We start from the raw sequence: 13,705 nt of genomic DNA, 5'->3' as shown, positions 1-13,705 counted from the left end.
CTTGATTACGACTTGGTGGAGCCGGCGAACACGGACACACGGACCAGGCCGTACCGGCGAAGACGAGAGGGGTGAAGGGCACGGTCCGTGTCCTTGCTGTCCTGGACGGGGACGACGGGGAGGTTGGCGCCCCCCGGTGCTCACACCCAAACCCGCTCCCGCACCCTCACCGCACTGCGAGGACTCTGCTCGCGGACCCACTAACCTTCCTCACATGGCGAAGAAGCTCGTGATCAAGGTGACCGCCGGGACCGACGCGCCCGAGCGCTGCTCGCAGGCGTTCACCGTCGCCTCCGTGGCCGTGGCCAGCGGAGTCGACGTGTCCCTGTGGCTGACCGGGGAGTCCGCGTGGTTCGCGCTGCCGGGGCGCGCCGCCGAGTTCGAGCTGCCGCACGCGGCCCCGCTGCCGGATCTGCTGGACGCGATCCTGGCGGGCGGCCGGCTCACCCTGTGCACCCAGTGCGCGGCCCGCCGGAACATCACGGAGAAGGACGTCATCGAGGGCGTGCGGATCGCGGGCGCGCAGGTCTTCGTCCAGGAGGCCCTGGCGGACGGGACGCAGGCGCTCGTCTACTGACCGGACCGGGGGGCGCCCCGCGAGCTAACGCCGCTTCTTGCCGTCCAGCTCGTCCCACCACTCGTCGGACTTGGGATCGCCGGACGGGTCGTCCCACCAGCGGTCCTCGAGTCCTCGCCGGTTGGCGACCATCGCGGCGACCGGCGGGATCACCATGGCGACCAGGCACATGCCGACGGCCGCGGGAACCGACCAGATGCGCACGACACCCCACGCCAGGACGAACAGCCCGATGCAGACCCCCATCATGGCGAAGTACACATGCCGACGTCGTGCGTACATGCTTCCAGGGTAGGTCCGCGGGGGCCCGGCGTGCCGCGGCGGGAACGCCGGAAGGACCGCACCCCGGGTGTCCAACCCGTGGGGTGCGGCCCTTCGGCCGTACCGTGCCCGGTCCACCCGAGCAGACCGCTCAGACCGCGATCGCGACCTCCGCGAGGCCGCCCTGCTGGGCGACGACCGTGCGGTCGGCGCTGGCGCCGGGGACGAGGGCACGGACGGTCCAGGTACCCTCGGCCGCGTAGAACCGGAACTGGCCCGTGGCGGAGGTGGGGACCTCCGCGGTGAACTCGCCGGTCGAGTCCAGCAGACGAACGTAGCCCGTCACCGGCTCGCCGTCACGGGTCACCTGACCCTGGATCGTCGTCTCACCGGGCTTGATCGTCGATGCGTCCGGGCCGCCGGCCTTCGCTCCACACATGTGCTTCTCCAGAGGTTCGATGAGGTCGAAACGGTCTGAACCGTCTTGCTTACTTGCCGGAGCCGAGCTCGATCGGCACGCCCACCAGGGAGCCGTACTCGGTCCAGGAACCGTCGTAGTTCTTGACGTTCTGCACGCCGAGCAGCTCGTGCAGCACGAACCAGGTCAGCGCGGAGCGCTCACCGATGCGGCACAGGGCGATGGTGTCCTTCGCCAGGTCGACCTGCTCGGCCTCGTAGAGGGCCTTGAGCTCCTCGTCCGACTTGAAGGTGCCGTCGTCGTTGGCGTTCTTGGACCACGGGATGTTCCGGGAGGACGGCACGTGGCCGGGGCGCTGCGACTGCTCCTGCGGCAGGTGGGCCGGGGCGAGCAGCTTGCCGGAGAACTCGTCGGGCGACCGGACGTCGACGATGTTCAGCTTGCCGATCGCAGCCACGACCTCGTCGCGGAAGGCGCGGATGGAGGCGTCCTGCGGCTTGGCCTGGTACGCGGTCCTCGGACGCTCCGGCACGTCGGTGCCGTCGACCAGCTCGCGGGCGTCCAGCTCCCACTTCTTGCGGCCGCCGTCGAGGAGCTTGACGTTCTCGTGGCCGTACAGCTTGAAGTACCAGTAGGCGTACGAGGCGAACCAGTTGTTGTTGCCGCCGTAGAGGATCACCGTGTGGTCGTTGGCGATGCCCTTCTCCGACAGGAGCTTCTCGAAGCCGGCCTGGTCGATGAAGTCACGCCGCACCGGGTCCTGGAGGTCCTGGGTCCAGTCGATCCGGACGGCGTTCTTGATGTGGTTCTTGTCGTACGCGGACGTGTCCTCGTCCACCTCGACGATGGCGATGCTCGGGTCGTCCAGGTGTTCCTGGACCCAGTCGGCGTCGACCAGGACGTCGCTGCGGCTCATGCTCAATCTCCTCCGGGGCAGGTACGGCGGGGCGTGCGAGTGCGAAGGGGCGCGCGGGTACGCGTTCGATGCCGGCGTACACGGCGCGAGGGTGGGCCCCGGGTCGTGGCGGGGCGGGGATACGGGAGAGGGCTCCCGCTCAGGAAGTGCGACAGAGCATGGCGGCAACACGGCACAGGTCCACTGCCCGCCGCTTCGTGAGATCCGCCTGTCGCTGCATGGTGTCGATCGTAGGGAGGGAAAGGCGGACATGTCACCGGCGTGTCGGATACTGAGACACGATCGTCCGGGATGCGGGATGGGAAGGCCGTCCGGGCCGTCGTCCCGCGCCCTCCGGGCGCTCGTGTCCGTTCCCGGCCGCGCCGCGCATCTACGGTGCGGACGGGAGTGTCTCGCTACTCGGACACCCTCCGCGTTCCCCGCATGCTGCCTACCCGGCCAGCCTGACGTCCGAACCCTTCACCGTGATCTCGACGCCGTCCTTCGCCGCCCGCACCGAGTCCAGCCGTACCTCGCCGGGCAGCCGTTCGATCGCCTGCTGGAAGTCGGTGATCGCCCGGATCCGGCTCTCGGGGAGCCGCAGGCCGCCCACCACGGGCAGGTCGTCGGCGCTCACCTCCACCTTCTTGCCCCGCACGGCGACCGAACTGAGCACGGAGAACGTCTGCTTGATGCCCAGCGCCCGGGCCTCGACCTCGAGGCCGACCTTGACCTTGCCGTCGCCGCCGTCGGACAGGCCGACCACACGGGCGGTGACGCCGGGAAGGACCGGCGTCGGCTCGGACTTGGCGGCCTTCAGCAACTCGCCGTAGGCGATGGTCGCGGTGCCGGTGGCGGTGGCCGCGGTGGCCGAGCTGTAGTCGCCGGAGAACTTCACGCCGCGCATGTCGGCCTCGATGTCGGCGATACGGATCTTCTGGCCGCCGTTCCCCGTGGCGGCCTCGTAGTCCTTGATGCCGACCCGGACGTCGTCCAGCTCGCCACCGGCCATCTGGGTGAGGAACGGGAAGCCCTCGATGGACACATCCGGGGTGCTCGACAGGTTCTCCGTGGTCCTGAGCCTGTCGGCCGCCTGCCCCTCCGCGAAGTGCACCGCGACCCGGTCGATCACCGCGAACAGCACGCCCAGGACCACGACGACGATCAGGAGTACTCTCAGCGCTCGCAACCGGTTCCCCCTCAGCGGTCCTCCACGACCGGATGGCCGTCACGCGCGAGCGTAAACCTCCCCCGGGACCGGGCCGGGGGTTTGTTGAGCAGCTGTGACAGCGGGCCCGGTCCGGGGCGCGGTCATCCCAGCGCCCGTCCGAGCACCCACGCCACCGGTGCCGCGGCCGACAGCGGCAGGGCGACACCGGCCGTGAAGTGCACGAAGCGCGAGGGATAGTCGTAGCTCGCCGCGCGGTGCCCGATCAGCGCGCACACCGCGGCGCCCGCGCCGAGGAGCGCGCCCTTGGCACCCAGGTCCGTCATGCCGCCGACCGCGATGCCCGCGCCCGCCGCCGCGAGCAGCGCGACGACCACCGAGGCCGCCGTGGGCAGCGGCAGCGCCCGCGCCAGGACGGCCACCGCGACCGCCGCCGCGCCGACCGCGACCGCGTCCGGCGGGGCGGCGAGGTACCCGGTGGCCACGATCGCCAGCGCCGCCGCGGCGACGGTCGCCATCAGGCCGTACATCCGCTCGTCCGGATCGGCGTGGGAGCGCAGCTGGAGGACGAGGGAGAGGAGCACCCACACCCCGAGCGTGCCCAGGATCGCCCCGGGCGCGTGCTCACGGCCCGCGGCGAGCACCGCCACGTCCGCGGCGAGCGCGCCCGCGAAGCCGAGGGCGATGCCCTGCCGGGCGGGCCACATGCCGTTCAGCCGGAACCAGCCCGCGGCCGTCACGCCCTGGAGCACGACCAGCGGCACGAGCAGCCCGTAGACGCCGAGCTCCGCCGTGCCGGCCAGCAGCAGCCCCAGCAGCGCCGTGAGCGCGGCCGGCTGCATCCCGGGCTCGATGATCGGCGAACGTCCCTCGGCGCGGGCCCGCTGCGCGTCGGTGACCCGGGTGTTGCCGGCGAGGGTCGCGCGACCGTAGGCGGGCCCGTCCCCCTCGGGATCGGCGGCGGCCGGGGCGGCCGCCTGCGGCTGCGGCGCGTGATGCCCCACCGGGGGCAGGTAGGCCGTCTCCGCGGCGGCGGACGAGGCCGGAGCCTGCGGCTGCGGCTGCGGTGGGTAGGAAGGTGCCTGCGCACCGTGGCCCCCGCCGCCCTGGCCCCCGTGAGCCGCGGCCGGCCCCTGGTGCCCCACCGGGGGCAGGTACGCCGTCTCCGCGGCGGCGGCCGGCGGCCGGGCGTGCGTCTGGGTGTCCCAGGTCTGCCCCTGCCACTGCTGCGTGTACTGGTCGGCGGCCTGCGGGTCCTCGTACGCCTGCTGCTGCGCGGGCCACGCCTGCGGCTGAGCGGGCGGGTAGGCCTGCGGCTGCGCGGGCGGGTACGGCTGCTGCGCGGCGGGCTGCTGGGGGTACTGCCCCGCGTACGGGTCGTACCCGCTGTAGGGGTTGTCGTAGGGAGACCCGGGAGACCCCTCATACGGCCGGTCGGTCATCGCTCACCCTCCTGCGAACGGGGGGAGCACCTCGACCGTGCCGCCCTCAATCAGCCGTACCGTCTCATGTGCGCGCGTCCCCACCGGGTCACCGTCGATGAGGAACGAGCACCGCCGCAGAACGCGGTCCAGCTCACCGGAGTGCCGCCCGCGCACCGCGTCGAGCACCTCGGCGAGCGTCTCCGCCTCGTACGGCTCCTCGGCGACCCCGGCAGCGGCCTTCGCCGCCGCCCAGTAGCGCACCGTGACCTTTGCCATCCCGTCCCTCGATCACTCGTCTATGAACAGGGTCAGGCTAGCCCGCCTGTGCGAGGGTCCAGCGCGCGATGCGGTGCAGGAGTTCGTCGGCGGCGGCGTTCTCGGCGTGGCCCATGCCGGGCTCCAGCCACAGTTCCCCGTGGTCACCGGCGGCCGCGGCCAGCATCCGGGGGTGGTCGAGGGGGAAGTAACCGTCCCGGTCGCCGTGCACGATCAGCAGGGGGACGGGAGCGATGCGCGAGGCCGCCTGGAACGGCGGCAGCGGGACGGGGTCCCAGTCGCGGTGGTGGATCCGGGTACGCAGCCCGTAGCGGCCGAGCAGGCGGCCCTCGGGGCGTGTGACGAGCCAGTGCAGCCGGCGCATGGGGGCCGTGCCCCGGTAGTACCAGCGCGCGGGCGCGCTGACGGAGACCACGGCGTCCGTACGCGTGTCGGCGCGCCGCTCGCCCGGTGCGGTGTCCTGCGGGCCGCCGTGCAGGGCCGCGTGCCGCAGCACCACCGAGCCGCCCATGGAGAAGCCGACGGTCGCCACGCGCGCGTGCCCGAACCCGCGTGCCCAGGCCACCGCCGCCGCCAGGTCCAGCACCTCGCGGTCGCCGACGGTCGAGCGCCCGCCGGAGGCCCCGTGGCCGCGGAAGGAGAAGGTGACCACGGCGCCGTAGCGGGCCAGGACCCGCGCCACCCGGCGTACGTGCGGCCGGTCCAGGTCGCCGGTGAAGCCGTGCGCGATCACGAACACGAGGTCGCCGGGGCCGTCGCCGCGACCGCCGCCGGAGCCGTCCCGCGCGGCCGCGCCCGGCTCGTACACGGCGTCGAGCGCCACCCCGTCCGCCGTGCGCAGGAACGTCCTGACCACGCCCCCGGCGCCCGTGCCCGGCGGCGTCCCGCCCTCCGGAACGTCCGTCGAACGCACCACTCGACCTGCCGATCCCGACCTCATATCGGCTATTCTGCTGCGAAGAGGACTCGGGCAGCGCAGCCCCCGGGTCCTTTTGTGCTTTCGGAAGCGTTGTATACGGCGCGGGAGACCGCAGGTGTACGGCCCGTTGATCGCGCAATGGGCAGGGACCCGAGGAGGAACCAGACGCCATGGACGAGCGAACGGTGCACGCACATACGACGGCCCTGGCATGGGGGTCACCCCTGCTCGAGCGCGGCCGAGAGCTTGCGGGAGGCGCGCGATGAGTTCCCTGCTGCTGCTCACCAACGCCCTCCAACCGTCGGCCGAGGTGCTCCCCGCCCTCGGCCTGCTGCTGCACAACGTGCGGGTGGCCCCGGCGGAGGGGCCCGCGCTCGTGGACACCCCGAGCGCCGACGTCGTCCTGGTCGACGGGCGGCGCGACCTGCCGCAGGTGCGCGGCCTGTGCAGGCTGCTGCGCTCCACCGGTCTCGGCTGCCCGCTGATCCTCGTGGTGACCGAGGGCGGCCTCGCGGCCGTCACCGCCGACTGGGGCATCGACGACGTGCTCCTGGACACCGCGGGTCCCGCCGAGGTGGAGGCCCGCCTCCGGCTGGCCATGGGCCGGCTGCAGATCGCCAGCGACGACTCCCCCATGGAGATCCGCAGCGGCGACCTGTCCGTGGACGAGGCGACCTACAGCGCCAGGCTCAAGGGCCGGACGCTGGACCTCACCTTCAAGGAGTTCGAGCTGCTGAAGTACCTCGCGCAGCACCCGGGCCGCGTCTTCACCCGCGCCCAGCTGCTCCAGGAGGTCTGGGGCTACGACTACTTCGGCGGCACCCGGACCGTCGACGTCCACGTACGGCGGCTGCGGGCCAAGTTCGGCCCCGAGCACGAATCGCTGATCGGGACGGTCCGCAATGTCGGTTACCGATTCGTTACTCCCGAGAAGACCGACCGCGCCGGGGACGCCGCGGACGAGAAGAAGGCCGGGGCCGCCCGGCCAAATCCGGAGAATCAGGACACCGCGGCGAGGCGGGCCCGCGCGGAGAGGTGAGGCGCCCTCCCACGGGCGCGCCCCATACCCGTCCACGCTCCGGTAAGCCCTGCCGGGAGCGTGTCCATCCGCGTAGACTCCGCGCGTGGCCAAGGTGACTCGGGACGACGTGGCGCGGCTGGCGGGGACGTCGACTGCCGTCGTCAGCTATGTGATCAACAACGGACCCCGGCCGGTCGCCCCGGCCACCCGCGAGCGGGTCCTCGCCGCGATCAAGGAGCTGGGGTACCGGCCCGACCGGGTCGCCCAGGCCATGGCCTCGCGGCGCACCGACCTCATAGGCCTGATCGTCCCGGACGCCCGCCAGCCCTTCTTCGGGGAGATGGCGCACGCCGTGGAGTGGGCCGCCGCCGAACGCGGCAAGATGGTCCTCGTCGGCAACTCCGACTACGTCGCCGAGCGCGAGGTCCACTACCTGCGGGCGTTCCTCGGCATGCGCGTCTCCGGCCTGATCCTGGTCAGCCACGCGCTGAACGACCTCGCCGCCGCCGAGATCGACGCCTGGGACGCCCGGGTGGTGCTGCTGCACGAGCGGCCCGAGGCCATCGACGACGTGGCCGTGGTCACCGACGACCTCGGCGGCGCGCAACTCGCCGTACGCCACCTGCTGGAGCACGGCTACGACTACGTCGCCTGTGTGGGCGGCACCGCCGAGACACCCGCCGTGGGCGACCCCGTCTCCGACCACGTCGAGGGCTGGCGGCGCGCCATGACGGAGGCCGGTATCCCGACGGAGGGGCGCCTGTTCGAGGCGCCGTACAACCGCTACGACGCCTACCGGATCGGCCTGGAGATCCTCTCGGGTCCGAACCGTCCGCCGGCGATCTTCTGCTCCACCGACGACCAGGCGATCGGCCTGCTGCGGGCCGCGCGCGAGCTGCGCATCGACGTCCCCGGCGAGCTGGCGGTGGCCGGTTTCGACGACATCAAGGAGGCGGCGCTGACGGACCCGCCGCTGACGACGGTCGCCTCGGACCGGTCGGCGATGGCCCGCGCGGCCGTGGACCTGGTGCTGGACGACGGGCTGCGGGTCGCCGGCTCGCGCCGGGAGCGGCTGAAGCTGTTCCCGTCACGGCTCGTGGTCCGCACGTCCTGCGGCTGCATCTAGGGTCTTTCGTTCCTCGGCTCTCCCACCGTGACTCCTCCACCGCGGAGACCCCTCCGAGGAATTTGCTTATATCGGGCATACGAGCTTCTGTCGGGCTTCTCAGCGGGGACTCAGGAAGCTCTCATGATCCCGGGACATTCTCAATGTCATGACCGAGAGCATCCGCCGCAGCGGCGAGTACGAACACCCCCAGGGTGACGGGCAGGCCCCGGCTGCCGACTCCGTGCAGTCGGCGGACCAGCAGCGGGCCTCCGCTCCGGTGAATCCGGAGTGGCCGCCCCCGCCGCCGTACATCCCGGCGCAGCCGTTCGCGGCCGGCCCGGGCGCCCACGGCGGTCAGGGCGGCGCGAACGACGGTGGCACCGCCGTCTTCCCGGCCGTCCCGGCGGGACCCGCGCACGCCTCCGGGTCGCGCAAGCGCACCAGGGGACCGCTCGCCCTGCTCGCCGCGGTGGCGATCGCCTCGGCCGTGGTCGGCGGCGGTACCGCGTACGCCTTCCAGGAGCTGACCGGCACGGACACGGTCGCCTCCAGCACCACCACCAATGTGGTGGCCTCCAGCCAGCGCGGCAGCATCGCCGCGATCGCCAAGGCGGTCACCCCGAGCGTCGTCGAGATCAACGCCACCCTCGACAACGGCACGTCCACCGGCTCCGGCGTGGTCGTCACCAGCGACGGCGAGGTCGTCACCAACAACCACGTCATCGCGGGCGCCTCCTCGATCAAGGTGCGCACCAGCGACGGCACCTCGTACACCGCGCAGGTCGTGGGCACCGACAGCTCCAAGGACCTCGCCCTGATCAAGCTGCGGAACGCCTCCGGCCTCAAGGCGGCGGTCCTCGGCGACTCCGACGGACTGACGGTCGGCGACCAGGTCGTCGCGATCGGCTCCCCGGAGGGCCTGACCGGCACCGTCACCAGCGGCATCGTCTCCGCCCTGCACCGGGACGTGACGGTCTCCACCAACGAGAACCAGGGGCAGCAGGGTGGTGGCGGCGGCTGGCCCTTCCAGTTCGGCGGCCGCCAGTTCAACGGCGACACCGGCTCCTCCACCACCACCTACCAGGCCATACAGACCGACGCGTCCCTCAACCCCGGCAACTCCGGCGGCGCGCTGATCGACGCGAGCGGCAACATCGTCGGCATCAACTCGGCGATGTACTCGGCCACGCAGGCGTCGGACTCGTCCAGCGCCGGCAGCGTCGGCCTCGGCTTCGCCATCCCGATCAACACCGTCAAGTCCGACCTGGCCACCCTGCGCTCCGGCTCCCAGAGCTGAGGCGCGGCACAGGCAGGCACCCGGACAGCGTCCGGCACCGTTCGACAAGGAGTACGACATGATCCAGTACGTTGTGCACGAGACGACGGACACCATCGACCTGACCGCCACCGCCGGCCTCAGCCTGACCCGCCCCATCACGAAGGAACCGCACAGCCCGGCCAACCGCGTGCCCGAGGCCGCCGTGGTCCCCCAGCTGATGGGCCTGCGCACCTCCGCCGAGCGCCCGCACCGGCACAAGGTCCCGCTGCGCCGGATCACCGCGATCGCGGCCTGAGCTGCGGCGCGCGCCCCGCGCGCCGCACCCCGCGGCACCGAAACATGCGAGGCTGAGAGCGTCCAGCCCGGGACCGACCGGTCCCCACGGCCCCAGCGACCCGAGGAACGACGACCGATGAGTCCCGCCGATGGCGACCGTGATCCCCAGCGCATCCTGATCGTCGACGACGAGCCGGCGGTACGCGAAGCACTCCAGCGCAGCCTCGCCTTCGAGGGGTACGAGACCGAGGTCGCCGTGGACGGCGCGGACGCGCTGGGCAAGGCGGCCTCGTACCAGCCGGACCTGTTCGTCCTCGACATCCAGATGCCGCGGATGGACGGCCTGACCGCCGCCCGGCGCATCCGGGGCGCCGGCGACACCACCCCCATCCTGATGCTGACCGCCCGCGACACGGTCGGCGACCGGGTCACCGGCCTGGACGCCGGAGCGGACGACTACCTGGTCAAGCCCTTCGAGCTGGACGAGCTGTTCGCCCGCATCCGGGCACTGCTGCGCCGCAGCACCTACGCGGCGGCCGTGGCGGGCGCGGCCCCGGAGGACGAGGCCCTGACCTTCGCCGACCTGCGCATGGACCTCGCCACCCGCGAGGTCACCCGCGGCGGCCGGCAGGTGGAGCTGACCCGGACCGAGTTCACCCTGCTGGAGATGTTCATGGCGCATCCGCGCCAGGTGCTCACCCGGGAGCAGATCCTCAAGGCGGTCTGGGGCTTCGACTTCGAACCCTCGTCGAACTCCCTCGACGTCTACGTCATGTACCTGCGACGCAAGACCGAGGCCGGCGGCGAGCCCCGCCTCGTGCACACGGTGCGCGGGGTCGGGTACGTACTGCGGCAGGGCGGCGCGGAGTGAAGAAGGCGCTGCGCCGTTTCCGTGCGCTGCCGATCCGCTCCCGGCTGGCGCTGCTGGTGGCGGCGGCGGTGGCGTTCGCGGTGGCGGCGGTCTCCCTCACCTGCTGGTTCATCGTCCAGGGGAAGCTGTACGACGAGGTCGACAGCCGGCTCGCGAGCTACGGCCGGGTGACCGCCACCACGGCTTCCGCGATGGCCGCCAACTGCATGCAGACGACGGACGACTCGTCGGGTGACATGCAGCGTTCGTACCTCTACGTGCAGTTGGTGACGGCCCAGGGCAAGTTCTGCGTGGACACCCGGTCGCCGGGCGTCATCAAGGTCACGGCCCTGGACAAGGGGGTGGCCGCCAATCCCGATGTGCGCGAGCGCACCTTCCACACCACCACCGACAGCCAGGGCAACAACATCCGCGTGATGACCGTCGCCGTCCCCACGGGCCCCGGCCCCAACTCCGAGGCGTACCCGGGCATCGCCTTCATGCTCGGCCTCTCCCTGAAGGACACCGAGAACACCCTCAGCGACCTGGCCCTGCTGCTCCTCTTCGTCTCCGGCGTGGGAGTCTTCGGCGCCGGAGCCGCCGGCCTCGCCGTCGCCCGCGCCGGGCTGCGCCCCGTGGACAAGCTCACGGAGGCGGTGGAGCACGTGGCGCGCACCGAGGACCTCACCATCCGCATCCCCGTGGAGGACGACAGCGACGACGAGATCGCCCGCCTGTCCCGCTCCTTCAACTCCATGACCTCGTCCCTGGCCAGTTCCCGGGACCTTCAGCAGCAGCTGATCGCGGACGCCGGCCACGAACTGCGCACCCCGCTGACCTCACTGCGTACGAACATCGAACTCCTCACCCGCAGCGAGGAGACGGGCCGCCCGCTCCCCGAGGCCGACCGCAAGGCACTGCTCGCCTCGGTGAAGGCTCAGATGACCGAACTGGCCTCGCTGATCGGCGACTTGCAGGAGCTGTCACGCTCGGACGGGCAGCAGGGCGAACGCGTCCAGGTGGTCGCCTTCCAGGACACCGTGGAGGCGGCGCTGCGCCGCGCCCGGCTGCGCGGCCCGGAGCTGACCATAACGGCGGACCTGGACCCCTGGTACGTACGGGCGGAGCCGTCCGCGCTGGAGCGGGCGATCGTCAACATCCTCGACAACGCGGTGAAGTTCAGCCCCAGGGACGGCACGATCGACGTGGTCCTGGACCAGGGCGTCCTCACCGTCCGCGACCACGGCCCCGGCATCCCCGCCGACGAACTCCCCCACGTCTTCGACCGCTTCTGGCGCTCCCCGGGCGCGCGTGCCCTGCCCGGTTCGGGACTCGGCCTGTCCATCGTCGCCCGCACCGTCCAACGGGCGGGCGGCGAGGTCACCCTGACCCCGGCCGAGGCCGGCGGCACGGTGGCGACGGTACGGCTGCCGGGGGCGCCCGTTCCGCCCCCGGAGACGCCCGGCGTCAGCTGAGGCCGGGCGCCGGAAGGCCCGGTCACCCCGCGGGGGAACCCCGTACCCTCATATCCATGACCAGCGACGACACCGCACCGACCGCCCGCTCCCTGGAGACCCTCGCCGAGCTCGCTCCGGACCAGGCCGAAGCCGTGCTCGGGCTGCTGGCGGCGGCTGCCCGCGCCGACGGACGGCAGGCGGTGTCCGAGCAGGGCCGGCTCCAGCTGCGGGGCGGGGCCCGCGAGGGCGTGTCCCATCTGCTGCTGGCCGTCGACGGCGAACTCGTCGGCTACGCGCAGCTGGAGGACACCGATCCGGTGGAGGCGCCCGCCGCCGAGCTGGTCGTCCATCCGGAGCACCGCGGGCACGGGCACGGGCGGGCGCTCGGGGCCGCGCTGCTGGCCGCGTCCGGCAAGCGACTGCGGGTGTGGGCGCACGGGGGGCAGTCCGCCGCGCGGCATCTGGCTCAGGTCCTCGGGCTCACCCTGTTCCGCGAACTGCGGCAGATGCGGCGGCCGTTGAAGGACCTCGACCTGCCCGAGCCGGCGCTGCCGGAGGGCGTGACGGTACGGCCCTTCGTGCCCGGCCGGGACGACGCCGCATGGCTCGAGGTGAACGCGGAGGCGTTCGCCCACCACCCCGAGCAGGGCTCCCTCACCCAGCGCGACCTCGACGACCGCGAGGCGCAGCCGTGGTTCGACCCGCAGGGGTTCTTCCTCGCCGAGCGCGAGGGCCGGCTGATCGGCTTCCACTGGACCAAGGTGCACCGGGAGGAACGCCTCGGCGAGGTGTACGTCCTCGGCGTCCGCCCCGGCGCCCAGGGCGGTGGCCTCGGCAAGGCCCTCACCCTGATCGGCCTGCGCCACCTGGCCGCACAGGGCCTCCCGACGGCGATGCTGTACGTCGACGCCGACAACAAGGCGGCGGTCTCCGTCTACGAGCGCCTCGGCTTCACCACATACGAAACCGACCTCATGTACCGCACAGAAACCTGACCGCCCCCGCGCGCCCGCCACCGACGGGCCGCCGCCCCACACCCGCTCACCACCCACGGGCCGGGCGGCCACCACGCCCGTCGTCCCGGCCGGCGGGCGGCCCAGCTCCCCCGTCCACGCGCCCGCCACCGAGCAACAGCGCGCCGCCACCCACGGACCGGCCGCGCGCCCGCCCCACCTGCCGCGTGCGTCCTCCCGCCCTGTGGGCGGCCCCCTCCTGCCACCCCCGCCACCGAGCGACCGCGCACCGGCCACCCAGCGACCGGCCGACACCCCCGGGCCACCGCACGCCGCGTCCGCCCACCCGACCCGCGGGCGGCCCACCACCCACCGGCCTCCAACCGGCCGGCCCCCTCCTGCCACCCCCGCCACCGAGCGACTGCGCACCGGCCACCCTCGCGCCCGCCGGATCCGTACTCCCGGCGCGGAGGCGGCCCCCCGCCCACCAGCCGTCCGCCCAGGTCCCGCGTGGACGCCACCACCGCCCACGTGTCGGCCCGAACCACCCACGGACCGGCAGACCACCACCCGCGCGCCTTCCACCCAGCCACCCACGGACCGGCCACCCCCCGCCCGCGTGCCCGCCGCCCTCCGCATACTCTCGGTCCGTGGGGCCGCCGCCCGCTTCCCAACGGCCGGCCACCCAGCTCCCACGTGACCGCGCCGCACACACCGCGGCACCCGCCGCCTGCACGCCCCGCCGAACAGTCGCGCGCCCGTCGCACCACCCGCGTGCCCGCCGCGGCCACCCGCCGGTCCCGAGCCGGTTTCCGGCGTTCCA

General features: G+C 72.9%; 16 protein-coding genes. 8 read left to right on the top strand and 8 right to left on the bottom strand.

Annotated features, from left to right (window positions below):
- Positions 1-214: 214 nt before the first annotated feature.
- On the top strand, positions 215-577 hold the full coding sequence (locus TNCT6_RS16335; RefSeq protein ID WP_141360058.1) for a DsrE family protein: 363 nt from the start codon (positions 215-217) through the stop codon (positions 575-577).
- A gap of 24 nt (positions 578-601) precedes the next feature.
- On the opposite strand, the gene TNCT6_RS16330 is transcribed toward TNCT6_RS16335, so the two are convergent.
- From TNCT6_RS16330 to TNCT6_RS16295, 8 genes are all read right to left on the bottom strand, one after another.
- Positions 602-859 carry a DUF3099 domain-containing protein gene (locus TNCT6_RS16330; RefSeq protein ID WP_141360057.1) on the bottom strand — a complete coding sequence of 86 codons (258 nt, stop codon included), beginning with the start codon at positions 857-859 and terminating at the stop codon, positions 602-604.
- Positions 860-989: 130 nt separating this feature from the next.
- The gene (locus tag TNCT6_RS16325) at positions 990-1,277 is read right to left on the bottom strand and encodes a DUF1416 domain-containing protein (protein WP_100569102.1); all 288 of its coding nucleotides are present in this window, start codon (positions 1,275-1,277) and stop codon (positions 990-992) included.
- Positions 1,278-1,326: 49 nt separating this feature from the next.
- Positions 1,327-2,172, bottom strand: coding sequence for a sulfurtransferase (locus TNCT6_RS16320; protein WP_141360056.1), 846 nt, complete (start codon positions 2,170-2,172; stop codon positions 1,327-1,329).
- A gap of 139 nt (positions 2,173-2,311) precedes the next feature.
- The gene (locus TNCT6_RS42075) at positions 2,312-2,392 is read right to left on the bottom strand and encodes a putative leader peptide (protein ID WP_355139345.1); all 81 of its coding nucleotides are present in this window, start codon (positions 2,390-2,392) and stop codon (positions 2,312-2,314) included.
- 210 nt (positions 2,393-2,602) lie between these two features.
- Positions 2,603-3,340: a DUF2993 domain-containing protein gene (locus tag TNCT6_RS16310; protein ID WP_141360055.1), complete on the bottom strand. Its 738-nt coding sequence runs from the start codon at positions 3,338-3,340 to the stop codon at positions 2,603-2,605.
- A gap of 122 nt (positions 3,341-3,462) precedes the next feature.
- Positions 3,463-4,761: a hypothetical protein gene (locus tag TNCT6_RS16305; protein ID WP_141360054.1), complete on the bottom strand. Its 1,299-nt coding sequence runs from the start codon at positions 4,759-4,761 to the stop codon at positions 3,463-3,465.
- A gap of 3 nt (positions 4,762-4,764) precedes the next feature.
- A complete protein-coding gene (locus TNCT6_RS16300; RefSeq protein WP_141360053.1) occupies positions 4,765-5,019 on the bottom strand; it encodes a MoaD/ThiS family protein in 255 nt (84 codons plus the stop codon).
- Between the two features lie 37 nt (positions 5,020-5,056).
- Positions 5,057-5,959 carry an alpha/beta hydrolase gene (locus tag TNCT6_RS16295; protein ID WP_141360052.1) on the bottom strand — a complete coding sequence of 301 codons (903 nt, stop codon included), beginning with the start codon at positions 5,957-5,959 and terminating at the stop codon, positions 5,057-5,059.
- Between the two features lie 241 nt (positions 5,960-6,200).
- On the opposite strand from TNCT6_RS16295, the gene TNCT6_RS16290 reads away from it, so the two are divergent.
- The 7 genes from TNCT6_RS16290 (at position 6,201) to mshD (ending at position 12,924) form a co-directional block, all read left to right on the top strand.
- Positions 6,201-6,977, top strand: a complete 777-nt coding sequence (locus TNCT6_RS16290) for a response regulator transcription factor (protein ID WP_141360051.1) — start codon at positions 6,201-6,203, stop codon at positions 6,975-6,977.
- Between the two features lie 85 nt (positions 6,978-7,062).
- Positions 7,063-8,085, top strand: coding sequence for a LacI family DNA-binding transcriptional regulator (locus TNCT6_RS16285; RefSeq protein ID WP_141360050.1), 1,023 nt, complete (start codon positions 7,063-7,065; stop codon positions 8,083-8,085).
- Positions 8,086-8,233: 148 nt separating this feature from the next.
- Positions 8,234-9,364 (top strand): S1C family serine protease, encoded by a 1,131-nt coding sequence (locus TNCT6_RS16280; protein ID WP_141360049.1) that lies wholly within the window; start codon positions 8,234-8,236, stop codon positions 9,362-9,364.
- 58 nt (positions 9,365-9,422) lie between these two features.
- Positions 9,423-9,641 carry a hypothetical protein gene (locus tag TNCT6_RS16275; RefSeq protein WP_141360048.1) on the top strand — a complete coding sequence of 73 codons (219 nt, stop codon included), beginning with the start codon at positions 9,423-9,425 and terminating at the stop codon, positions 9,639-9,641.
- A 117-nt stretch (positions 9,642-9,758) separates the two neighbouring features.
- Positions 9,759-10,493 carry a response regulator transcription factor gene (locus tag TNCT6_RS16270; RefSeq protein WP_141360047.1) on the top strand — a complete coding sequence of 245 codons (735 nt, stop codon included), beginning with the start codon at positions 9,759-9,761 and terminating at the stop codon, positions 10,491-10,493.
- The gene (locus tag TNCT6_RS16265) at positions 10,490-11,947 is read left to right on the top strand and encodes a HAMP domain-containing sensor histidine kinase (RefSeq protein ID WP_141360046.1); all 1,458 of its coding nucleotides are present in this window, start codon (positions 10,490-10,492) and stop codon (positions 11,945-11,947) included. Before TNCT6_RS16270 ends, TNCT6_RS16265 begins: the two co-directional genes overlap by 4 nt.
- Before the next feature lie 56 nt (positions 11,948-12,003).
- Positions 12,004-12,924 carry a mycothiol synthase gene (mshD, locus tag TNCT6_RS16260; protein WP_141360045.1) on the top strand — a complete coding sequence of 307 codons (921 nt, stop codon included), beginning with the start codon at positions 12,004-12,006 and terminating at the stop codon, positions 12,922-12,924.
- Positions 12,925-13,705 lie beyond the last annotated feature (781 nt).

The organism is Streptomyces sp. 6-11-2, from assembly GCF_006540305.1.
Lineage (GTDB): Bacteria > Actinomycetota > Actinomycetes > Streptomycetales > Streptomycetaceae > Streptomyces.
This window is presented reverse-complemented; position numbering and strand designations above follow the sequence as displayed.

Bases quoted from the DNA above. Each gene is read 5' to 3' on its own strand.
- TNCT6_RS16335 (WP_141360058.1), top strand. From the start codon at position 215: ATGGCGAAGAAGCTCGTGATCAAGGTGACCGCCGGGACCGACGCGCCC.
- TNCT6_RS16330 (WP_141360057.1), bottom strand. From the start codon at position 859: ATGTACGCACGACGTCGGCATGTGTACTTCGCCATGATGGGGGTCTGC.
- TNCT6_RS16325 (WP_100569102.1), bottom strand. From the start codon at position 1,277: ATGTGTGGAGCGAAGGCCGGCGGCCCGGACGCATCGACGATCAAGCCC.
- TNCT6_RS16320 (WP_141360056.1), bottom strand. From the start codon at position 2,172: ATGAGCCGCAGCGACGTCCTGGTCGACGCCGACTGGGTCCAGGAACAC.
- TNCT6_RS42075 (WP_355139345.1), bottom strand. From the start codon at position 2,392: ATGCAGCGACAGGCGGATCTCACGAAGCGGCGGGCAGTGGACCTGTGC.
- TNCT6_RS16305 (WP_141360054.1), bottom strand. From the start codon at position 4,761: ATGACCGACCGGCCGTATGAGGGGTCTCCCGGGTCTCCCTACGACAAC.
- TNCT6_RS16300 (WP_141360053.1), bottom strand. From the start codon at position 5,019: ATGGCAAAGGTCACGGTGCGCTACTGGGCGGCGGCGAAGGCCGCTGCC.
- TNCT6_RS16295 (WP_141360052.1), bottom strand. From the start codon at position 5,959: ATGAGGTCGGGATCGGCAGGTCGAGTGGTGCGTTCGACGGACGTTCCG.
- TNCT6_RS16290 (WP_141360051.1), top strand. From the start codon at position 6,201: ATGAGTTCCCTGCTGCTGCTCACCAACGCCCTCCAACCGTCGGCCGAG.
- TNCT6_RS16280 (WP_141360049.1), top strand. From the start codon at position 8,234: ATGACCGAGAGCATCCGCCGCAGCGGCGAGTACGAACACCCCCAGGGT.
- TNCT6_RS16275 (WP_141360048.1), top strand. From the start codon at position 9,423: ATGATCCAGTACGTTGTGCACGAGACGACGGACACCATCGACCTGACC.
- TNCT6_RS16270 (WP_141360047.1), top strand. From the start codon at position 9,759: ATGAGTCCCGCCGATGGCGACCGTGATCCCCAGCGCATCCTGATCGTC.
- mshD (WP_141360045.1), top strand. From the start codon at position 12,004: ATGACCAGCGACGACACCGCACCGACCGCCCGCTCCCTGGAGACCCTC.